This is a genomic window from Agrobacterium sp. InxBP2 (genome assembly GCF_026191755.1).
Lineage (GTDB): Bacteria > Pseudomonadota > Alphaproteobacteria > Rhizobiales > Rhizobiaceae > Agrobacterium > Agrobacterium pusense.
In genome coordinates this window covers 1-20,672 of the sequence record NZ_JAINDY010000036.1, presented here as the reverse complement: position 1 = coordinate 20,672, position 20,672 = coordinate 1, and the positions used below count along the sequence as shown (strand labels likewise).

23 protein-coding genes are annotated in these 20,672 nt (G+C 59.4%); 18 read left to right on the top strand and 5 right to left on the bottom strand.

The window, feature by feature from the left end; translation table 11 throughout:
- Window positions 1-18 precede the first annotated feature (18 nt).
- The 4 genes from K7A42_RS24315 (at window position 19) to K7A42_RS24300 (ending at window position 1,961) form a co-directional block, all read left to right on the top strand.
- Entirely contained in the window at window positions 19-795 is a 777-nt protein-coding gene (locus K7A42_RS24315) for a GNAT family N-acetyltransferase (protein WP_282456041.1), read from the top strand.
- The gene (gene mutT, locus K7A42_RS24310; protein WP_003585633.1) at window positions 792-1,205 is read left to right on the top strand and encodes an 8-oxo-dGTP diphosphatase MutT; all 414 of its coding nucleotides are present in this window, start codon (window positions 792-794) and stop codon (window positions 1,203-1,205) included. Before K7A42_RS24315 ends, mutT begins: the two co-directional genes overlap by 4 nt.
- Before the next feature lie 172 nt (window positions 1,206-1,377).
- On the top strand, window positions 1,378-1,692 hold the full coding sequence (locus K7A42_RS24305; RefSeq protein ID WP_003585635.1) for a hypothetical protein: 315 nt from the start codon (window positions 1,378-1,380) through the stop codon (window positions 1,690-1,692).
- Between the two features lie 98 nt (window positions 1,693-1,790).
- A complete protein-coding gene (locus tag K7A42_RS24300) occupies window positions 1,791-1,961 on the top strand; it encodes a Flp family type IVb pilin (protein ID WP_006698497.1) in 171 nt (56 codons plus the stop codon).
- Between the two features lie 17 nt (window positions 1,962-1,978).
- Here K7A42_RS24300 and K7A42_RS24295 read toward each other — a convergent pair whose 3' ends face one another.
- The gene (locus K7A42_RS24295; RefSeq protein WP_037093261.1) at window positions 1,979-2,860 is read right to left on the bottom strand and encodes a methyltransferase domain-containing protein; all 882 of its coding nucleotides are present in this window, start codon (window positions 2,858-2,860) and stop codon (window positions 1,979-1,981) included.
- A gap of 140 nt (window positions 2,861-3,000) precedes the next feature.
- Here K7A42_RS24295 and K7A42_RS24290 point away from each other — a divergent pair, with 140 nt between their 5' ends.
- The 4 genes from K7A42_RS24290 to K7A42_RS24275 are packed head-to-tail and all read left to right on the top strand — an operon-like array spanning window position 3,001 to window position 5,416.
- Window positions 3,001-3,792, top strand: coding sequence for a ComF family protein (locus K7A42_RS24290; RefSeq protein ID WP_006698495.1), 792 nt, complete (start codon window positions 3,001-3,003; stop codon window positions 3,790-3,792).
- Window positions 3,793-3,851: 59 nt separating this feature from the next.
- On the top strand, window positions 3,852-4,106 hold the full coding sequence (grxC, locus tag K7A42_RS24285; protein WP_003585640.1) for a glutaredoxin 3: 255 nt from the start codon (window positions 3,852-3,854) through the stop codon (window positions 4,104-4,106).
- Between the two features lie 24 nt (window positions 4,107-4,130).
- Window positions 4,131-4,991: a carbon-nitrogen hydrolase family protein gene (locus K7A42_RS24280; protein ID WP_034497116.1), complete on the top strand. Its 861-nt coding sequence runs from the start codon at window positions 4,131-4,133 to the stop codon at window positions 4,989-4,991.
- Window positions 4,988-5,416: a DUF1178 family protein gene (locus K7A42_RS24275; RefSeq protein ID WP_035211660.1), complete on the top strand. Its 429-nt coding sequence runs from the start codon at window positions 4,988-4,990 to the stop codon at window positions 5,414-5,416. Before K7A42_RS24280 ends, K7A42_RS24275 begins: the two co-directional genes overlap by 4 nt.
- Window positions 5,417-5,449: 33 nt before the next feature.
- Here the strand turns inward: K7A42_RS24275 and ubiG are convergent, their stop codons facing one another.
- Window positions 5,450-6,202, bottom strand: coding sequence for a bifunctional 2-polyprenyl-6-hydroxyphenol methylase/3-demethylubiquinol 3-O-methyltransferase UbiG (ubiG, locus tag K7A42_RS24270; RefSeq protein ID WP_003585646.1), 753 nt, complete (start codon window positions 6,200-6,202; stop codon window positions 5,450-5,452).
- 256 nt (window positions 6,203-6,458) lie between these two features.
- Between ubiG and K7A42_RS24265 the strand changes: the two genes are divergently transcribed.
- Window positions 6,459-7,304, top strand: coding sequence for an SH3 domain-containing protein (locus tag K7A42_RS24265; RefSeq protein WP_034497603.1), 846 nt, complete (start codon window positions 6,459-6,461; stop codon window positions 7,302-7,304).
- Window positions 7,305-7,490: 186 nt separating this feature from the next.
- Here K7A42_RS24265 and K7A42_RS24260 read toward each other — a convergent pair whose 3' ends face one another.
- The gene (locus K7A42_RS24260) at window positions 7,491-7,748 is read right to left on the bottom strand and encodes a DUF2934 domain-containing protein (RefSeq protein ID WP_174151291.1); all 258 of its coding nucleotides are present in this window, start codon (window positions 7,746-7,748) and stop codon (window positions 7,491-7,493) included.
- Window positions 7,749-8,044: 296 nt separating this feature from the next.
- Between K7A42_RS24260 and K7A42_RS24255 the strand changes: the two genes are divergently transcribed.
- From K7A42_RS24255 to K7A42_RS24235, 5 genes are all read left to right on the top strand, one after another.
- Complete coding sequence (locus tag K7A42_RS24255) at window positions 8,045-9,103, top strand: enoyl-CoA hydratase/isomerase family protein (protein ID WP_416220922.1); 1,059 nt, start codon at window positions 8,045-8,047, stop codon at window positions 9,101-9,103.
- A gap of 169 nt (window positions 9,104-9,272) precedes the next feature.
- Window positions 9,273-10,259 carry a thiosulfate ABC transporter substrate-binding protein CysP gene (gene cysP, locus K7A42_RS24250; protein ID WP_022562946.1) on the top strand — a complete coding sequence of 329 codons (987 nt, stop codon included), beginning with the start codon at window positions 9,273-9,275 and terminating at the stop codon, window positions 10,257-10,259.
- A 73-nt stretch (window positions 10,260-10,332) separates the two neighbouring features.
- Entirely contained in the window at window positions 10,333-11,154 is an 822-nt protein-coding gene (cysT, locus tag K7A42_RS24245; protein ID WP_003585655.1) for a sulfate ABC transporter permease subunit CysT, read from the top strand.
- Window positions 11,155-11,158: 4 nt separating this feature from the next.
- Window positions 11,159-12,046, top strand: coding sequence for a sulfate ABC transporter permease subunit CysW (gene cysW / locus K7A42_RS24240; RefSeq protein ID WP_022562944.1), 888 nt, complete (start codon window positions 11,159-11,161; stop codon window positions 12,044-12,046).
- 5 nt (window positions 12,047-12,051) lie between these two features.
- Window positions 12,052-13,077 (top strand): sulfate/molybdate ABC transporter ATP-binding protein, encoded by a 1,026-nt coding sequence (locus K7A42_RS24235; protein ID WP_003585657.1) that lies wholly within the window; start codon window positions 12,052-12,054, stop codon window positions 13,075-13,077.
- A 21-nt stretch (window positions 13,078-13,098) separates the two neighbouring features.
- Here the strand turns inward: K7A42_RS24235 and K7A42_RS24230 are convergent, their stop codons facing one another.
- Complete coding sequence (locus K7A42_RS24230; RefSeq protein ID WP_282456143.1) at window positions 13,099-14,196, bottom strand: DNA alkylation repair protein; 1,098 nt, start codon at window positions 14,194-14,196, stop codon at window positions 13,099-13,101.
- A gap of 245 nt (window positions 14,197-14,441) precedes the next feature.
- Window positions 14,442-15,878 carry an NAD-dependent succinate-semialdehyde dehydrogenase gene (locus tag K7A42_RS24225; RefSeq protein ID WP_282456040.1) on the bottom strand — a complete coding sequence of 479 codons (1,437 nt, stop codon included), beginning with the start codon at window positions 15,876-15,878 and terminating at the stop codon, window positions 14,442-14,444.
- Window positions 15,879-16,492: 614 nt separating this feature from the next.
- Between K7A42_RS24225 and K7A42_RS24220 the strand changes: the two genes are divergently transcribed.
- The 4 genes from K7A42_RS24220 to K7A42_RS24205 form a co-directional block, all read left to right on the top strand.
- Window positions 16,493-16,999 (top strand): oxidoreductase, encoded by a 507-nt coding sequence (locus K7A42_RS24220; RefSeq protein ID WP_003585660.1) that lies wholly within the window; start codon window positions 16,493-16,495, stop codon window positions 16,997-16,999.
- A gap of 21 nt (window positions 17,000-17,020) precedes the next feature.
- A complete protein-coding gene (locus tag K7A42_RS24215) occupies window positions 17,021-18,943 on the top strand; it encodes a putative bifunctional diguanylate cyclase/phosphodiesterase (protein WP_006698481.1) in 1,923 nt (640 codons plus the stop codon).
- A 155-nt stretch (window positions 18,944-19,098) separates the two neighbouring features.
- Window positions 19,099-19,794 (top strand): FkbM family methyltransferase, encoded by a 696-nt coding sequence (locus K7A42_RS24210; protein ID WP_006698480.1) that lies wholly within the window; start codon window positions 19,099-19,101, stop codon window positions 19,792-19,794.
- Window positions 19,795-20,105: 311 nt separating this feature from the next.
- On the top strand, window positions 20,106-20,672 hold a 567-nt coding region (locus K7A42_RS24205), incomplete at its 3' end, for an alpha/beta fold hydrolase (RefSeq protein WP_282456039.1).

Sequence of the window (20,672 nt, the reverse complement as noted above, 5' to 3'; positions counted from 1 at the left end):
CCGTTGGAGCCGAAGAGAATGCAGGACAACAAGGCCGTCAATCTGCCGCTGGTTCGCCGTCTGGAAGCCGTCAGCTTCCGGGCGTGGCCAGCCTCGTCGGTTATTTATGACGGCAGCTGGCAAATTCGTCTCACGGGTTCGCATCCCTCCAAGCGTATCAACTGCGTAGTGCCGCTCGATCCGTCCGATTACGGAAACAGCGCGGTGCGGCTGGAAAAGGCGCGTAAGCGTTTCGATGATTTCGGCCGGCCGCTGGTGGTGCGCGAAACGACGCTGATGCCGCCGCAGCTTGTGGAATTTCTGGTCAATGACGGCTGGTCGATGTTCGAAGAGGTTGTGGTCATGACTGCCGATCTTTCCGACATGGAGTTGCCGGAAACGCTGGTCAGCCTTCCGAGCCACGATATCGGCCGTTTTGTAGAGGCGAGCATCAAGGTGAGCGATGGCGATCCGGCGCTGCGCCCGGCAATTGCTGAAATCGTCAGTTCCATCAAGCCGACGCTCGGTCTCTTCATCAATGAGGAAGTGGAAGGCAATCCGCTCGCAACCGTCATCTGCGTGCAGGACAACGATCTTGCCGGCATCCTTTCCCTCGATGTCGAAAAGTCGCAGCGTAAGAAGGGCCTCGGTACGCAAGTCCTGTCATCCGCACTGCGCTGGGCCAGGATCAGCGGCGCAAAAAGCGCGTGGCTGCAGGTTGAAGCCGCCAATGCGCCGGCAATCGCACTTTATGAGAAATTCGGCTTCTCCGAGGCCTATCGCTATCGCTATTGGCGCAAGGGTTCAGGAGAATGAGCGAGGCCGGCAAAAAAATCCTGCTGGTCGCCGCCTGCGCCCTTCTCGATCAGGATGGCCGCATTCTTCTGGCGCAACGTCCGGAGGGCAAGTCGCTCGCGGGCCTGTGGGAGTTTCCGGGCGGCAAGGTGGAGCAGGGCGAGACGCCCGAGGAAACTCTCGTGCGCGAACTGGACGAGGAGCTGGGTATCAAAACCAAGATCGCCTGCCTTGCGCCTTTGACATTTGCCAGCCACACTTATGAAACATTCCACCTTCTGATGCCGCTTTACGTGTGCCGTCGTTACGAGGGCATTGCGCATGGCCGGGAAGGACAGGCGCTGAAATGGGTAAAACCGCAGGCGTTGCGCGATTATCCCATGCCGCCGGCCGATGAGCCGCTGATCCCCTTCCTGCAGGATCTGCTTTAGAACAGGCAATCGCCGGCGTCCCTCGCTTATGATCCCGTCACAGCTTCGTGAAAATGCCCCCGTTGCCAGCGCTTTGCCGTGCCAAAACGGGTCTGTGTTAAGAGATCGTTCAGCACCCTCTGGCAGATTGTTAAGCTAAAGAAGCGGTAAACTGCGCGTTACGAGGTTGGTCATGAACGAGGATTTCTGGAAGACGGTGGAAGGTCGTCACTCTTATTCCGATAAATCCAGTCGCACCGGCGTTCTGAACGTCGCATTGCTTTTCGGCACGGCCGTCATCGCCCTGTCGTTGATCATCACACCCATGCTCGCCGGAAAGTCTTCCACGCGTGTGGCGCAGTTCCCCGACAATTACGACATGATCAGCACCGGCTCCATCAAGAAGACAGATGTGGGCAAGACATACTCCATCCGCCGTAGCATAACACAGCCGATGCCGGAAATGCCCTGCGTGGTGACGGGCTACAGCAATGAGAGCGGTTGCTGATCGTTTACCATTGTCGGTAACCGATCTCTCACATAGCCCGTCTAGAATAAGCCGACTTCAATAGGTCATATTGCCGGCTGGCGGATTGGGCATATTCTGTGCTGCGTTCATTTATCGATTTCTGCAGGAATGAAGACGGCGCCAGCGCCGTTGAGTATGGCCTGATAGTGGCCGTGATTTCCGTCGCCCTTGTCGGCGGCGCGAGCGCCATCAGCAGCAACATCAATGCCCTGTTTCAGTTCATCGCCGACACTTTCGCCAGTTTCTGAAACGGTCATTCTTGCGTTCAGGATAGCTTGACTTCCCTGGTCTTCAGGGCGTCCGCCAGGCGCACTTTGGCGGAGCCGGGCTTCAGCGGTTTCTGCTGGCTCTCATGCGGCGCCCAGCCCGAGACATAGATGACGGAGAATGTCGCCCTTATGCGCCCATCCGGATCGGCATAACGTTCAGCATAAAGCTCTGCCGCCCGCATGAAAAAGGCACGGGTGAGCGGTCGTCTGCTACGGCCTGCCAGCGGATTGGCCATGCCCATCGCACGCAGGTCGCGCATCAGCGGGAAAATCGAATCGTAACGTACCGTGTAGGTTTCCGCGTCGGTGACGGGAAGCGCAAAACCGGCGCGTTGCAGAAGCGCGCCGACATCGCGCACGTCGGCGAAGGGAATGACGCGCGGGCTTGCCCCGCCGGTCAGTTCCGCCTCTGCCGTCAACAACACGTCACGCAGTTCCTGCAGCGTCCCGCTGCCGGGAATCGCGCCGAGAAACAGGCCGTCCGGCTTTAATGCCCGCCGGATCTGGATCAGCGCGCCGGGCGTGTCGTTGGTCAAATGCAGGGCAAGCGGTGAAACGATGAGATTGGCGGAGGCCTCTTCCAGTGGCAGATGCTCCATGGATGCCGCCTCCGGAATATTTTCATCCGTGGTGAAACGGCTTTCCGTCTCTATGCGGCGAATGGAATTCACCTTTCCCGTCTGGGCCAGCCGCCGGGCGGCAGCGCCGGTGCCGCCATGCAGCTCGATGGCGGTCTCGAACTGGCGTTCGACAATGGCAAGCCTGTCTGCCAGTTCTTCAGCCGCCATGTCGAGAAGAAAAAGGGCCTTGTCGTCGCGCCGGTTCCACGCCCGGCGACGGTTTTGTTCAATCACGGCCTGGTCAAAAAGAATGTCCATCGTCTTGCCTGCTCGGCCTCTGGCGCCATCGGTACGGCGGGGCCGCATTCTGTGTCATGCCGTTTCAGGCATTGCTTTTCCGGCACCGGCCGGAATGATCTGTCTCGCAAAGGCACCCGTTCGGCGCTAAAGTCAACCTCATGGGCGCTGGTGAAGGTCTGTTTTCGGGGATGCTGTCGAAATCTGCGGTCGTACCGCGGGTCGCGCGAGACGTGTTTCGTTCGGTCTTCCGCATGATTTACCCGCCGACCTGTGCCGGCTGCACCCGCATGATCGGCGCAGAAGGAGCGTTGTGCGCAGAGTGCTGGCGGGACATTGTTTTTATCGAGCGTCCTTATTGCGAAATTCTCGGCATTCCCTTTGTCCGCGACCATGGCGAAAACATTGTCAGCGCCGAGGCCATTGCCGACCCGCCGCCCTTCGACCGTCTGCGTGCCGCCGCCAGCCATCAGGGCGTCGCCCGCAAGCTGGTGCACCGTCTGAAATATCAGGACCGGACAGAGCTTGCGCGGTTGATGGCGTTGTGGATGCTGCGCGCAGACGACGGAGCGGTTAGCGCCTGCGATTGCATCGTGCCCGTTCCTCTGCATCGCTACCGCTTCCTACGCCGCCGTTTCAACCAGTCTGCCGAGCTTGCGCGGCATCTGGCCCGGGCGGCTGACAAGCCTTTGCTCGCCGGCACCCTGCTGCGGGTGAAATCGACGGAGCGGCAGGTTGGGCTCTCGGCGATCGCCAGGCGTGACAATATGCGGGGCGCTTTCGCTCTCGCCCCTGGTCGGGAAGCGGATGTTTCAGGCAAGCACGTGGTGCTGGTGGATGACGTTTACACCACCGGCGCGACAGTGCGTGCGGCAAGCCGGGCCCTCCGAAAAGCGGGTGCTGCGGAAGTGACAGTTTTGACCTTTGCAATGGCCATTTCCGGTCCTATATGAAGCCATAATGACATGAGGAAACCGTGCGCTTGACCGCACGTTTGCGAGGCTTTGAAAACATGGCACCGGTGACAATCTATACGCGGGATTTTTGTGGTTATTGCGCGCGCGCCAAGGCGCTGCTGGATAGCAAGGGCGTGGATTATGCCGAATATAACGCTACGACGACGCCCGAATACCGGCAGGAGATGATCGAGAAATCGGGTGGAACGACCTTCCCGCAAATCTTCATCAATGGCCAGCACGTGGGCGGCTGCGATGATCTTCATGCTCTGGACCGCGCCGGCAAGCTGGACGCGATGCTGGCCGCCTGATCTACCCGACCGACGGAGGAAATCATGAGTTTCAAGGCTGCCGCCATTCAGATGCGCTCCGGTGTCGATACGGCGAGGAATGCCGCCGATATGGATCGGCTTGTGCGCGCCGCCGCGGCGGAAGGGGCTGTTTATGTTCAGACCCCGGAAATGACGGGCGCAATCCAGAAGGACAGGCAGGCGCTGCGGGCCCAGCTGCGCGACGATGATGGCGATATCATCGTCGCGACCGCCGCACGCCTTGCCCGCGAACTCGGTATTCACGTCCATGTGGGCTCTACGGCTATTGCCCGCCCGGACGGCAAGATCGCCAATCGCGGCTTCCTCTTCGCGCCGGACGGCTCGCGCATCTGCAGCTATGACAAGATCCACATGTTCGATGTCGATCTCGACAATGGCGAGAGCTGGCGCGAAAGCGCCGCTTACGAGCCCGGCGAGGTGGCGCGCATCGTTGAGCTGCCGCTGGGTAAATTCGGCTTCGCAATCTGCTACGACGTCCGTTTTCCGCAGCTTTTCCGGGCGGAAGCTCTTGCCGGCGCTGAGATCCTGACGGTTCCCGCGGCCTTCACGCGCCAGACCGGGGAAGCCCATTGGGAAATTCTGCTGCGCGCCCGCGCCATTGAAAACGGCGCGTTCGTCATCGCCGCCGCTCAGGCGGGCGTACATGAGGACGGGCGTGAAACATTCGGTCATTCCATCATCATCGATCCCTGGGGTAAGGTTCTGGCAGTCGCCGGCGGCGCTGGCGAGGAGATCATCTTCGCCGAGATCGATACATCGCTGGTGGCGACCGCCCGTGGAAAGATTCCCAATCTGCGCAACTCCCGGGAGTTCGGGCTGGATACGGTCATTCCACTCAAACCTGTGGGAGGTGAGGCAGCGTGATCCGGTATGCGCTAGCCTGTGAAAAGGGCCACGAGTTCGAAGGCTGGTTTGCCGGCAGCGACGATTTCGATGATCAGTTGCAGCGCGGTTTCCTGTCCTGCCCGGTTTGCAATTCCGTGCAGGTCTCCAAGCTTTTGATGGCGCCGTCGGTTTCCACCGCCCGCAAGAAGGACGAACGCCAGACGCTCGCCATGGATGCCGCCAGAAAAGAGGCGCTTGCAAAAATCCGCGAGGCCGTCGCCAATATTCGCGCCACTGCCGAGGATGTCGGCGACAGGTTTCCCGAGGAAGCCCGCAAGATCCATTATGGCGAAGCGGACGAGCGGGGCATCATCGGCAATGCCTCGGTGCAGGACGCCAGGGCCTTGCTGGAAGAGGGCATTGAGATCGCACCGCTGCCGGTGCTGCCCGACGACGTCAACTGAATTTCAGAGACATCGCTCACGGAACGCCCGGCGTTACCCCTGCGCCGGGCGCTTTGCCAGCATCATGTAGTTGACGTCCATATCCGGCGAGAGGTTCCAGCGATCCTGCAGCACGTTGTAGAAGACGCCTGTCCGGTGGATGATATCCATTCCGCTTGCAACCAACGGTCGCTCAAGCTCTTCCGGGCGGACCAGCTTTTCATATTGATGCGTGCCGCGCGGCAGCCAGCGCAAAACATTTTCGGCGGCAAAGATCGCCAATGCCCGGGCTTTCAGCGTGCGGTTGATGGTGGCCGCGAACATCAGGCCGCCGGGGCGTACCATTTTCGCGCAGGTGGTGACGAAGAGATCGACATTGGCCACGTGTTCGACCACCTCCATGTTGAGGATGACGTCGAAGGTTTCGCCGGCTTCCTGCAGCTGTTCGGCCGTCACCGCGCGATAGTCGACGCTCACCCCGCTTTCACGGGCGTGGGTGGAGGCGATGCCGATGTTCTTTTCCGAGGGATCCGCGCCTACCACATCGGCGCCCATGCGGGCGACGGGTTCGGAGAGAAGACCGCCGCCGCAGCCGATGTCGAGAACACGCAGCCCTTCCAATGGGCGGTGCGCCTTCGGGTCCCGGCCGAAATTGTCGCAGATGCGGTTGCGGATATATTCGAGACGCACCGGATTGAATTTGTGCAGCGGGCGGAACTTGCCGGTCGGGCTCCACCACTCTGCGGCCATCGCGGAGAAGCGATCCACTTCGCTCTGGTCGACGGTCGTCTGTGCGGTCTCGCTCATGGCTCTGCTCCATATTGCTGTTGCATTGAAGTCGGACGATTGCCCCCCGAAGTCAAGACCGGAGGCTTTCTCCGGCAGCGATTTATCGGGCGCTCATTGCCGCAGGGGAACTGATGCGGCCCCTCATTTGTTTCATGCTGCGTTCATGGAAGAGCGCGTATTTTCCGATCGTGGCAGTATGCGGAACGCATACTCGTCCATCGAACAGGATGGATGCCGACAAGGGCAAAGCGGGCCTTTGCTTGAGGAGAAAGAAGTGAAGAAAAAACTGTTTGGCGCAATTGCGCTGGTGGCCATGCTCGCCGCGCCGGCCCTTGCCGAAGCTGCGACGCGGGGATTCGCCACCGCGAATGTGAATATGCGCTCCGGTCCCAGCACGGCCTATCCGGCTGTTGTCGTGATCCCCGTCGGCGCGCCATTGACGGTACACGGCTGCCTGTCCGATACGCCGTGGTGTGACGTGTCTTTCGTCAACGGTCGAGGCTGGGTAGCCGGCCGCTACATCCAGACGACATTCCGGCAAAACCGGGTCTACGTCGAGCCCCGTTATTATCGCGATCTCGGCGTTCCCATAATCACCTTCGAAGCCGGCCGTTATTGGGACCGTTATTATCGCGATCGCGACTTTTACCGCGAACGTGACCGGTGGCGTCGCCCGCCGCCATCAGGCGGCTACTGGAACGCCCCGCCCCCGAGTGCTGGATGGGATCGCCCACGTCCGCGTGACGACTGGCGCGATGGTCGCCGGGACGACTGGCGTGATGGCCGCCGCGATGAGTGGCGTGATCCCCGCCAGGGTGGTGGTCCGAATGATGGTCGTTGGGAACGTCGCTACGGCGACTGGAACCAGGGCGACAGAAATCAGGACAGGCCGCGTCGCGACGATGACCGCCGCCGTTGGGAAGATGAAAATCGCGACCGCAACCGTCAGTTCAACCAGGATGATGGTCAGCGCCGCCCCGAGCGTCGTGTTCAGCCTGAAGAACAACGACGTCCCGAAGGCCGCGCTCCGTCACAGGAGCAGGTTCGTCCGCCCGAGCAGGCACCACGGAGCTATCGAGCTTGTGATCCGGCGGATACGGAATGCCTGTCGAGACAATAAAGCTTAGACTGGCGGGAATACTTTCCAGTCAAACATGATTTGTGAAAAATGTCCCCGGTTTGTTGCCGGGGACATTACACGTGTGGGAAGCGCTTCCAGTATGCTCCGTAAAACGCATCTGGCGAGGCTACACACCCGCGCACTACTTGGTTGCTTCCAGACTTTTGATCGATGCGTAGGTGTTTGCTACTTCGTGGTGGTAGCCTTGCTGGCACGGACCTTCGGTTTTGCGGCAGCTTGCGCATCCGGTGCCGCCTCTGCCGCGGCGGCCTTGGGAGCGGCCTTCTTGCGCGTTGCGGGCTTCGTCGCTTCCGACGTCTTCAGCAGCGAAAATTCATGCTTGGCCTGTTCCCAATGGTGCGCATCGCGCCCGTGCGGGTGGCCTTCCTTTTCCCAGAGTGTATATGCGCGTTTACTGATCCATTCGTGTTCCGAAACCTGCATGCTCGTCTCCCGTTGCTGTTTACAGCGCCTATGAGAAGGCGACATTCCGCTTTGGTCCGGCACACGCTCGACAGGAATCAATGCCGGCATTTCCAGAGGCCATTACATGCCATGATTTTCCGGGCGTCAAGCAAACATGCTGCATTGCGAAAACCGATTTCTGGCATTTTCTGCCCGTTAAAGCGGTTTGAGCGAAAGACGTTCCTGCCACGCAAGATCAACGTTGCGTGATTGCGCCAAGGCCGCCAAGATGGCCGAACGAACGGGCAGCGGAGGAGGCGGTCTTGGAGCGGAGAATGGAAACGGATGCGCAGGTCATCGTCGAAAAACAGGGAGGGGCGGGCATCATTCGCCTCAACCGGCCGAAGGCCATCAACAGCCTGACCTTGCCGATGGTGCGCGACCTGTTCCATGCGCTTCAGCGTTTCGAGGAGGAACCCGGCGTTGCTTGCGTGGTGTTGACGGGAGAAGGGGACAGGGGGCTTTGCGCGGGGGGCGATGTCCGTATCATTCACGATCTCGGCAAGGCGGGCGACCCACAGGTCCTTGATTTCTGGCGGGAAGAATTTCCGCTGAATTATCGTATCGCCCACTTCGGCAAGCCCTATGTGGCGCTGATGGATGGTATTGTCATGGGCGGCGGCGTTGGCATTTCAGCCCATGGCAGCCATCGTATCGTCACGGAGCGCACAAAGCTCGCCATGCCGGAGACGGGCATCGGCTATTTTCCTGACGTTGGCGGGTCCTGGCTTTTGCCACGGGCGCCGGGCGAATGCGGCACCTGGCTGGGGCTGACGGGCAATGCCGTTACTGCCGCCGACGCCATCTATGCGGGCTTTGCCGATTATCTTGTTCCTTCGGATCGCCTTGGCAGGCTGGTTCAGGATCTATCGCGATCGGCGGATACGGACAGTGTTGAGACGGCGATCACGGCGCATGCCATTGAGGCCGGCGAAGGTATCTTATCCCTCAATCGGGAGATCATCGACGCGACATTTCGTTTTGACACGGTCGAGGAGATTTTTGCCGCGCTTTCGGCGCGCCAAGATGCATTTTCACGCGAGACCCTCGAGGCTCTGCAAAAGCGCTCTCCCACCAGCCTGAAGCTGACCCTGAAGCTGCTGCGCCTGGGTCGGGAAAGCGCGAGCCTCATCGAATGCCTTGAGCGGGAATTTGCTGCCGGCACGGAGATATTGCGCCAACGTGATTTTTATGAGGGCGTGCGCGCTGCCCTCGTCGACAAGGATCGCAATCCCCGCTGGTCGCCGGCGCGGCTGGAAGAGGTGCGGGAGGAGGACCTTGCGCCCTATCTCGCCAAGCATTCCGGCAACCTTTTTCCCGATCATCGCCTTTAGCCAGGCGCAAAAGAAATCCAGCTTCCGGGCCTATATGAAATCCTCGCCTTCCAAGTGAATATTATTTGGGCGAAATTTCCAATCCATCCTCCGGCAAGGCATAGTTGTTTCTCGCGGGCGTTGCTGCCGCCCGCTATGTTGAGCACCATTCGAATTGCCGGGGGTATTCATGAAACGTCTTCTCATTATCGGAACTGCCATCGCCGCTCTTTTTTCAGTCGCGGCGCAGGCGCAGTCTCCGACTACCATTCTCAACGCGTCCTATGATGTCGCCCGCGAGGTCTTCGCGGCCGAGAACGAGGCTTTCATCAAGCAGCATCCGGGAATAACCGTCGATCAGTCGCATGCCGGCACCTCCAAACAGGCGCGTGCCATCGTCGAGGGTCTTGAAGCCGATGTCGTCACTTTCAACCAGGTGACCGATGTCGATTTTCTGGTGAAGCAGGGTTTCGTTTCCGCTGACTGGCAGAAGGATTTCCCGAATGACGCATCGCCCTTCTATTCCTTCCCCTCTTTTCTTGTCCGCGCCGGCAACCCCAAGGGAATCAAAGACTGGGACGATCTTGTCCGCGACGACGTGAAGGTCGTTTTCCCCAATCCGAAGACCTCCGGTAACGCCCGTTACACCTATCTCGCCGCCACGGCCTACGCCAAGGAAAAGTTCAAGGGCGACGACGCGAAGGTCCAGGAATTCGTCAAGAAAATCTTCGACAATACGCCTGTTTTCGACACGGGAGGCCGCGCTGCAACCACCACTTTCGTGGAGCGTGAAATCGGTGACGTCTTGATTACCTTTGAAGCGGAGACCCGCGGCATCGCCAAGCAATATGGCGCCCAGAAGGTGGAAGGCGTCGTGCCCTCCGTCAGTCTGCTGGCCGAATTCCCGGTTGCCGTGGTGGACAAGGTCGTCGACAAGCGTGGCTCTCGCGATCTGGCGAAAAGCTATCTCGACTTCCTCTATACTGAAGAGGGGCAGCGCATCGCCGCTGAATTCGGCCACCGTGTCCATAATGAAAAGGTTGTCGGTGAGTTCAAGGACAAGTTTCCGGCCATCCGCCTCGTCAACGTCAATGACGTTTTCGGTGGCTGGACTAAAATCCAGAAAGAGCATTTTGCATCCGGCGCGACGCTTGATACGCTCTACGGCAGCCGCTAATCACAGCGACAGCAACATTTGAATGACCCGGCGGGAAACTGCCGGGTCGCTTTTTGATTGATGGGGGCGGGGTTTGAAGCGGAATGTTCTGCCGGGGCTGAAATTGTCCCTTGGCGTTACCCTCACTTACGTCGCAATCATTGTGCTTTTGCCGCTCTCGGCGCTTGTGTTCAAGGCGGCAAGCCTCGGGCCCGCCGAGTATTGGTCCATCATTTCCTCGCCGCGGGCCGTCGCCAGTTACCGTGTCACCGTGCTCTGCGCACTGGCCGCAACCCTGTTCAATGTGATCTTCGGACTTGCGCTCGCCTGGGTGTTGACGCGCTACCGCTTTCCCGGCTGGCGTTTTGTCGATGCGATCGTCGATCTTCCCTTCGCGCTTCCCACCGCCGTCGCCGGCATCGCCCTGACGACGCTGTTTGCCGGCAATGGTTGGTTCGGCTCGGTGCTGGCGCAATTCGGCATCAAGGTGGCCTATACGCCGCTTGGCATCATGGTGGCGATGGCTTTTACCAGCCTGCCCTTCATCGTGCGCACCGTGCAGCCGGTGCTGGAAGACCTCGATCCGGCGCTGGAAGAAGCGGCGCAGTCGCTCGGTGGTTCCGATCTTGAGATTTTCCGCAAGATCATCCTGCCGCTCCTGACTCCGGCTCTGCTCGCCGGTCTCTCGCTCTCTTTCGCCCGCAGCCTGGGTGAATTCGGGGCAATCATCTTCATCGCCGGCAATCAGCCGTTCTCGACGGAAATCACCGCCCTGCTGATCTTCATCCGGCTCGAGGAATATGATTATCAGGCGGCAGCGGCCATCGCCTCCGTGTTGCTTATCACCGCCTTCGTGATGCTGGCGGTGACCAATTATCTGCAGGCGCGCGCGCTTCGATATACGGCGAGGGGCTGAGAAGATGAGCGGCGTTTCCTCACATCGCAAACCGCCCCGTGTCGGCGATGCACCTCTTGTGCGCCGCAGCCTGATCGCCTTCGTGCTCATCATCGGCACGCTTCTCGTTGTGGCACCGCTCGTCATCATCGGTGTCGAAGCGTTCTCGCAGGGCTGGAAGGCCTATTCGGCCACCATCACCCATCCGGATACTCGTCACGCCATTATGCTGACGGTGCTGACCGCACTAATCGCCGTGCCGGTCAATACGGCCTTCGGTGTTGCAGCGGCATGGTCCATCACCAAGTTCGATTTCCCGGGCCGGCGCTTCCTGCTGGTGCTGATCGAGATACCTTTCTCGATTTCACCGATCGTTGCCGGTGTCGCATATCTCTTCGTATATGGTTTGCAGGGCCTGTTCGGGCCGTTCCTCGACGCGCATGATATCAAGATATTGTTTGCGCTTCCTGGCATCGTTATCGCCTCAATGTTCGTGACGGCACCTTTCGTGGCGCGTGAACTCATTCCGCTCATGCAGGCGCAGGGTCGTGATCTCGAGGAGGCGGCGACCTCGCTTGGCGCATCCGGCTGGCGAACCTTCTTTTCGGTGACCTTGCCGAACATCAAATGGGCGCTGCTTTATGGTGTCGTGCTGTGCAACGCCCGCGTAATGGGGGAATTTGGCGCCGTATCGGTCGTGTCAGGCAATATTCGCGGTCAGACCAATACGCTGCCGCTGCATATCGAGCTGCTTTATCACGATTACCAGACGGCTGGCGCTTTCGCCGCGGCGTCGATCCTCGCGACCCTCGCCGTCGTCACCATCATCGCCAAGGTGGCGCTGGAACGGCGCGGCGCAGGGCGCGGGCGTAAAAAGACCAACGCCGATGCCGCCATCGCCACGGAGACCTGATTCCCATGAAAATCCGCCTCGAAAATGTGGTGAAGACCTTTGATACGTTCCGTGCCGTGCGCGATGTTTCGCTTGATATCGAAAGCGGCGAGCTTCTGGCGCTGCTCGGTCCGTCGGGCTCCGGCAAGACCACGATTTTGCGCATGGTCGCCGGCCTCGAATATAGCGATGGCGGCCAGATTTTCTTCGGGGAGGAGGATGCCACCAATATTCCGGTGCGTGACCGCGGTGTCGGATTTGTGTTCCAGCATTATGCGCTGTTTCCGCATATGACGCTCAACGAAAACATCGCCTTCGGCATGAAGGTCTCTAAGGTGAACCGGGACAGGGCGGCTATCGCCGCGCGCGTCGAAGAATTGCTGCGACTGGTGAAGCTCGATGGCCTGGGCGACCGTTTTCCCGCGCAGATTTCCGGCGGCCAACGGCAGCGCGTGGCGCTGGCGCGGGCGCTTTCGGTCGATCCCAAGGTGCTATTGCTGGATGAGCCTTTCGGAGCGCTGGACGCCAATGTGCGTCGCGACCTGCGCCGCTGGCTGCGCGAGATCCACGATTCGCTCGGCATCACGACGATTTTCGTGACGCATGACCAGGAAGAGGCGCTCGATCTGGCCGACCGGGTCGTCATTCTCAATCAGGGCGAAATCGTGCAGCAGGGCACGCCGAAGGAGGTCTGCCGCCAGCCGAACAGTGCCTTCGTCATGCGCTTTCTGGGCGACGCCAACCGGGTTGCGGGTGTGGCGCGCGGCGGAAAGGTGTATGTGGGTGAGAATGAACTGCCCTTCTCCTATGCTCAGGGCGATGGCGCGGTTGATATTTACGCGCGTCCCGGCGATCTGGAGTGGGAAGACCTGCATGAAGGCATACCGGCCTCCGTGGAGCGCGTCCTTGACCGCGCCGGTGAGCGCCGGGTGATCGCCAGCACCGACGGCGGCGATATTCTGGAATTCGACGTGCCGCCCGAAAACGACGTCGCCGCCGGAGATCGCGGTTCCGTCATCATTCGCCGGGCGAAGATTTTCCCGGCGCCGTAAGGCGCCAGGGCCTTTGTCCGCTTAAAACAGAAGTTCGAATGCGCTTTCGGCTATCAGCCTGCCGTTGATCACAAGGTCGACCCGGTGGACACCGGGATAGTGTTTGCGGGTCGTAAAATCACGTATGGCGCGGCTGATTGACAATGTATATGTCTCGCCGGGCGGAAGCTCGACTTCCTTCCACTTGAAGACCTTCGCGGAGGCATCGCCGCTCTTCTTCACATAATGCACGGCGTAATCGATCACCAGCTTTTGCCGGCTATTCCCCGTCGAAGTGAAAGAGGCGGAAATCCGCACCGGATTGCCGAGAGCGACTTTTGCCGGCAACACCTCGAACGCCGCAAGTGTAATCTGCGCCTCCTCATGCGCCCCGAGATGGGCAAGCGCTGCGGTGTCGCCCTTCTTGATCAGCGTGCGCAAGGCCTGCCGCATGATCCAGCGTGTATGCGGGTTGTCCTTCGGCCATCCATCGATGAGCGCCAGCACAAAAGCGGGATTATCCTTGGTGATGTCGTTCAGGTGGTTGGCGACGGATTTGCGCACATAAAGCGCCTGGTCTGCTTTCATGGTGTCGAGGATCGCGGTAACCGGCGAGGGATCATCGATCAGGGGCTTGAGCTGGAATGACCATGGCAGGCGAGGCCGGCAGCCTTCGCTTGCAAGCCGCCGCACATGCTCATTTTCGTGCCGTGACCAGGTTTCCATCACGGCAAGGGTGGCGGTCAGGTCCTTTTGCAGAAAATGCCGAATGGCGAATTCCGAGGAGCCAAAGCGGGTGAAATATTGCAGCGCGCCCATGGAAAGATCGAAATCATCAAGGCCGTAAAGCGCGACATACTCCGGAAGCGAAATCGAAGCGAAACCGTTGCCGATGCCGGGCGCTGCGGCTGTGAGGATTTCGATGTTGCGGGCATAGTCGCCCGGAAGCGTCGCATGCAGGCTTGTTGCCACCTGCCGCATGCGCTGCATGATGCCCAGCGCTTCAAGGTTTTCGGTGGCGAGCGCCATGAAGGCGGAAACGTCAAAGGGCGGATGGACGGCCTTGGTCTGATTGGCGATATGCTGCAGTTTCTCGTGGTTGAAGATTTCCTTCAGTGCCGGTGCCGCTGCGTCGCCCATAATGTCCCCAAAGTTCACTTTTTGTTCCTTTAAGGCAGGAGGAGAGGCGAGGCAAGGGAATACTGAGTCGCTTTCGAATACTGCTGACGGACCGAGCGCGTGGCACAAACGTCTTCTCCCCGTCCGGGGAGAAGTTCGCGGTAGCGGGATGAGGAGGCAAGGTCAGCGAAAAGTCGCGAGCTTGCCCCCTCATCCGGCACTTCGGGCCACCTTCTCCGCGGCGGGAGAAGAATTTTCTGAGAAAATCAGCTCATCTGGCTGACGAACTTCGTCTCCAGATAGGCCTGGACTGCTTCGGAGCCACCTTCCGTGCCATAACCGGAGTCCTTGATGCCGCCAAAGGGGACTTCGGGAAGAGCAAGGCCGTTGTGGTTGATGGTCAGCATGCCGGCCTCGACCTGTTGGCCAAGCGCGTGCGCGGTCTTGACCGAACCGGTGAAGGCATAGGATGCAAGGCCGAAGGGCAGGCGGTTCGCCTCGGTGATGGCGTCATCGAAGCTTGAGAACCGGTTGATAATGGCGACCGGGCCGAAGGGCTCGTCATTCATGATCTTGGCTGATGTCGGCACATTGGCGAGAACCGTCGGCTCGAAGAAATTGCCCTTGTTACCGATGCGGCGGCCGCCGGTCTTCAATTCGCCGCCATGCGAAACGGCGTCGTTGATGAGGCCTTCCAGCGCCGGGATGCGACGCTCATTGGCGAGCGGGCCCATCACGACACCATCTTCCAGGCCATTGCCCACCTTGATCGCCTTGGTTGCTTCCACAAAACCTTCAAGGAACCGATCGGCCACACCGTCCTGCACAAGGAAGCGGGTAGGGGCGACACAGACCTGGCCGGCATTGCGGAACTTGGCAAGCGAGGTGACTTCGATGGCCTTGTCGATATCGGCGTCGTCGAAGATCATGACAGGCGCATGGCCGCCCAGTTCCATCGTTGCGCGCTTCATGTGCCTGCCGGCCAGTGCAGCCAGATGTTTGCCAACGGGCGTGGAGCCTGTGAAGGATATCTTGCGAATGACCGGATGCGGAATGAGATATTCCGAAATCTCTGACGGTACGCCATAAACGAGGCCGACGACGCCCGCCGGAACGCCGGCATCAACAAAGGCGCGGATGAGTTCGGCAGGCGACGCCGGCGTCTCTTCCGGCGCCTTGACGATGATGGAGCAGCCGGTTGCAAGCGCGGCGGAAAGCTTGCGGACGATCTGGTTGATCGGGAAGTTCCATGGCGTAAACGCTGCAACGGGTCCGACCGGCAGCTTGATGGCAAGCTGTGAGACACCGGTTGCCCGCGCCGGGATGACCTGCCCATAGGTGCGGCGCGCCTCTTCTGCGAACCAGTCGATGGTGTCGGCCGCGCCCATGATTTCAGTGGCGGACTGCGCCAGCGGCTTGCCCTGTTCGCGGGTCATGATGTAGGCGATCTTGTCCTTGCGCTCGCGCAATATGTCGGCCGCCCTGCGCATGATCTTGGAGCGCTCAAAAGGCGAGGTGTCGCGCCACACCTTGAAACCCCGCTCGGCGGCGGCGAGCGCCAGATCGAGGTCTTCCTTCTCGGCATGCGCAATCGCGCCGATGATTTCGTCCGTCGCCGGATCGGAGACGGCGATTGTCTTGCCGGAAACGGCATCGCGCCATTCGCCACCAACGAGAAGTTTGATGTCGGGATAGGTGTGCATAGGGGCTACCTTCATGATGCGGCCGATGCGGCGCATGCCGCCCGGCCCGGAGAGGTGAACAGAATTTTCCTGGCCGGACGAAATCCGGCGTCGCAGCTTTCGCAGCGTGGAACAGGTGTCTGGGCTTTTCCGGCGGAGGTCGTGGACTGCCGGAAACGGAAACGACAGTGCTTATATTAAGTTCCGGGCGGTATGTTTCAACCGCTTGCCCGAGGTAATGCCATGATTTTTATGTGACGCGGAACCATCATCCGCCGTTTGTGCCGCCATGGAAGTCGATGCCGTTTTTCGGCCGCAACGGCGGGCGCGAATCACGTTGCTCCGTAAGGAAACGGTGGAAATTCGGCCACAATTCGGCCGTGGTCACGCTGGACGGATCAGGGGCGGGCGGTGCGCGGCGTTGCCGGTTGCGTCATAACAGGGCGCGCAACGTCAAAAAGTACAATAAGACGGAAAAATTATCCAAAGGGTTTACTCAATACCTAGAGAAAATACGGATAAAATCTCAGTGAGGATATAACATCGGTTCCTGATATATATGCTGTTGGCGGTTCCCTTGACCTTCCAGGGTTGGCGAAAACCCTCGACCTGAACGTTATCGATGGAGAAAAATTATGAATTTCGCCCGGGTACTTCTCAGTGCGTTCATGTCGCTCGTGTGGCTTTCCTGTGCCGAGGCGGGAGACATAGCCAAGCCGCAGGGCAAGCCGATATTAACCATATCCGGCAACATCACCAACACCAATACCGATGGAGCTGCGGAATTTGACCGCGACATGCTGGAAGCGCTCGGCATGGACACCGTGGAGACGACGACACCGTGGCACGACGGCCGTGTCCGTTTTGACGGTGTGTCGCTTGCCAAGCTGATGGATGTCGTCGGCGCAAAGGGCACCAGTGTCACGGCGGTGGCTCTCAACGATTATGTGAGCACGATACCGGTTGAAGACTTTAAGAAATTCAATGTTATCCTCGCCATCAAACTGGATGGCAACTATATGACAGTACGCGAAAAGGGCCCGTTGTTTGTCATCTATCCCTATGACAGCGACCCGGAACTGCAGAAGCAGACTTATTATTCGCGGTCCGCATGGCAAGTTGCCAAACTGATAGTGGAATAAAGGTGCCGTTTGCGAAAACTTGTGGCGGTGATCATCTGTTGCTTCGTCCTGGCAACGGGCTATATCGCTTTCGTCATTGCCGAGCGGCAGACCGCTCTGCAGAAGTTCGCCCGCTATAATGACTCATGGGCCGTCAGCCAGACCGTAGCCGAATATCTGCGCCTCCAGAATAAACTCGCCGTGTTCGCGCTTAATCCCGGCAGGGTTGACCGGGATGAATTGCAGCTGCGTCTGGATATCATGCTCAGTCGCCTGGAGCTGTTGAAGCAGGGCAACCTCGGCGCTTTCATCAATGAAAAGCAGCAATGGCGGGATCTGGTAACCCGCCTTGACGCCGTTCTGGCGCGTCTCGAACAGCAGATAAACAGCTTGAATTCGAGCGATGTGCCGGATCTTCTTGCCGCTATGAGCGCGCTGGATGCGCCGATGACGACGCTCGCCTCGTCTTCCGTCGCGTATGATGTGAATCTGATCGATACCGCCCATGAGGATGTCCGCAAGCTCCACATCGTTTATACGGCGCTGGCTGGCGGTCTCATCCTCTGCGGCATCGCGCTTGTGATATTGCTGCTTCGCCAGAACGATCTCCTGAACCGCGCGCAGAAAAGCATGCGCGGGCTGACGGACGATCTGCGCGCCGCGACGCTGGAGTTGCAGGCAAAGAATGTCCGTCTGGAGCATGATGCCTATCATGATGCGCTGACGGGCCTGCCGAACCGGGCGCTGTTTCGGCAGGAACTGATCGAGCGGCTGCGCCGGTCCTTCGGTGGCACCGGTACGACAGCCATATTGTTGCTCGATCTCGACGGGTTCAAGGATGTCAACGACACGCTCGGCCACGATGCAGGCGATGCGCTGCTTCAGGCCGTGGCGCAGCGCCTCTCGGCCATTGGCGGCGATTATGACATGGTTTGCCGCCTTGGAGGCGATGAGTTCGCGGTTGTCTCCGACGATCTGAATGAGGACGCCGCGCGCCGTCTTGCCACCAAGCTCATCGATCAGATCAGCCGCACCTATCAGCTGGGTGAGCAGGAGGTCAAAATCGGCACCTGCATCGGCATCGCCATATCGCACGGTGCAGTGGATGCGGATGAATTGTTCAAGCGGGCGGATCTGGCGCTTTACGAGGCGAAAGCCATCGGTCCGGGCCGTGCGAGCGTTTTCAAGGTTCGGATGCAGAAGCAGCTGACCGAGAAGAAATCCTTCGAAGCCGATCTGCAGACGGCACTGCAGAACGACGAGATGGAAGTTTATTACCAGCCGCAGGTGGCGACGCAGACGCGCAAGCTCTGCGGGTTCGAGGCGTTGCTTCGCTGGAAACATCCGGTGCGCGGCGATGTGCCCCCCAGTGTGTTCATTCCCGTCGCGGAAAGAACCGGTCTCATCCATTCGCTCGGAAAGTGGGTGATGGAAACCGCCTGCCGCGAGGCGATGGGCTGGGACGAGGACATGAAGGTGGCCGTCAATCTGTCGCCCGTTCAGTTCCACAGTACCAACCTTATTCAAAACGTCATGGGCGCGCTTGAAAAAAGCGGACTGGAACCAAGCCGGCTCGAACTTGAGATCACCGAATCGATCCTGCTCAACAAGAGCGACCAGACGATCAACACGCTGTCGCGGTTGAAGGCAGTCGGCATCAAGATCGCCATGGATGATTTCGGCACTGGCTATTCATCGCTCGCCAATCTGCGCGGCGTCCCCTTCGACAAGATCAAGATCGACCGATCCTTTCTGCGCGATATCACCAGCGACCGGGATGCGCTGGCGATCGTGGAATTCGTGGTCGGCGTTGGCCGCAGTTTGCGAATGACGACGATTGCGGAAGGTATCGAGACGGAAGAGCAATATGAATGCGTCAGGCGTCTGGGATGCGACCAGGTTCAGGGATATCTGATCAGCAGGCCGCTGCCGGCCAAGGAGCTCGTCGCCTGGAGCTCTGCCTGAGAGGCGCCTATCCTGGCGGCCATTGGAATTTTTACCAAGTGATACTGTCGCTCGCGAAAACCCATACCGGTTACCGCAACGATGCTGTAGAGCATTTTCGGTTGATACGGGACCGTTGCGGCGAGACGACCGGATTTTGCGAAAAGGCTTGAGACATGGAAATACTGGACGTGCATGGAGTTGCCCTGCCTCTTTCTTCCGATGAGGTGTCGCCCGTCATCTGGCAGGCGCTGACCGACGGCAGCTACGAGGCGAAGGAGGCTCGCAGCGTCCTGAAAGCCATCAAGCCCGGTGATCGGGTGCTGGAGCTGGGTTCCGGTATCGGGATCATTACGTCGATCATTGCAGGCATCAAGGATGTTTCCGTATGGGCTTTCGAGGCCAACCCCGCGACTGCGGCGCTGGCCGAGCGGGTGATCAAGGCCAATTGCCGGGGCAACGTCGTGTTTTCGCAGGGGCTTCTTACCGCCGACGAGCCGAGCTCCTATTCTTTTTACGTTCGCAGGGATCTCTGGATGTCGTCCATGGACGAAAATCAGGGTCCCTATGAAAAACGCATCGAAATCTCCTCCGCCAACATCGATGAATTCATCGCGAGCCGCGGCATTACAGCGCTCGTCATGGATATCGAGGGTGCGGAACGCGATCTGCTAGGCAGGGCCGACCTGAGCGGCGTGGAGCGGATATTCGTCGAGCTGCACGACCACCTCTACGGTCTTGCCGGCGTCCGCGACATCATGCAGGCACTCACCGCCAAGGGTTATGCCTATGATCCGCGCGGCTCTCGCGGTCCTTGCGTGCTGTTTTCCCGGGATGACAGCCCGAGGGAATACGATCCCGAGGTGGATTGAAAGCCGGGCATCTCAAGCCGAGGGCGACGTTGGAGAGTTTGTTTCAAGCTCCGGGCAGGCGCTAAGCGTTCTGCCCGCAATCATTTACCAACCGCTTGCGCCATCTGGTGCAACCTTTGGAGCTTCATGCCGTTTAGTGCCCGTGCCGCAATTCATCTGGCAGCGGGCAGCTCGATTATTATTGCCAAAAATGCAATTCATTCCGAATTATTATTGTAATTGTTGAAGTCATTTTCCTGCGTCATTATCCCTCCATCAAAACGGCGCACAACAGGATGCACCATTCCAACGCAACCGAAGGAGAAACGATCATGGGCTTTGTTAAGACGACAGACGGAACCGAAATCTTCTACAAGGACTGGGGCCCGAAGGATGCCCAGCCGATCGTTTTCCACCATGGCTGGCCGCTGTCGTCCGATGACTGGGATGCGCAGATGCTGTTCTTCGTCTCCAAGGGTTTTCGTGTTGTCGCCCATGACCGCCGTGGTCACGGCCGTTCCGCCCAGGTTGCCGATGGTCACGACATGGACCACTACGCCGCCGACGCCTTCGCCGTCGTCGAAGCGCTGGATCTGAAGAATGCCGTCCATATCGGCCATTCCACCGGCGGCGGCGAAGTTGCGCGTTATGTCGCCAAGCATGGCGAACCCGCCGGCCGTGTCGCCAAGGCGGTTCTCGTTTCCGCCGTACCGCCGATCATGGTCAAGACCGAAGCCAATCCGGAAGGCCTGCCGATGGAGGTTTTTGACGGCTTCCGCTCAGCCCTTGCCGCAAACCGTGCGCAGTTCTTCCGCGACGTGCCGGCCGGCCCGTTCTATGGCTTCAACCGCGATGGCGCGACTGTGCATGAAGGCGTGATCCAGAACTGGTGGCGTCAG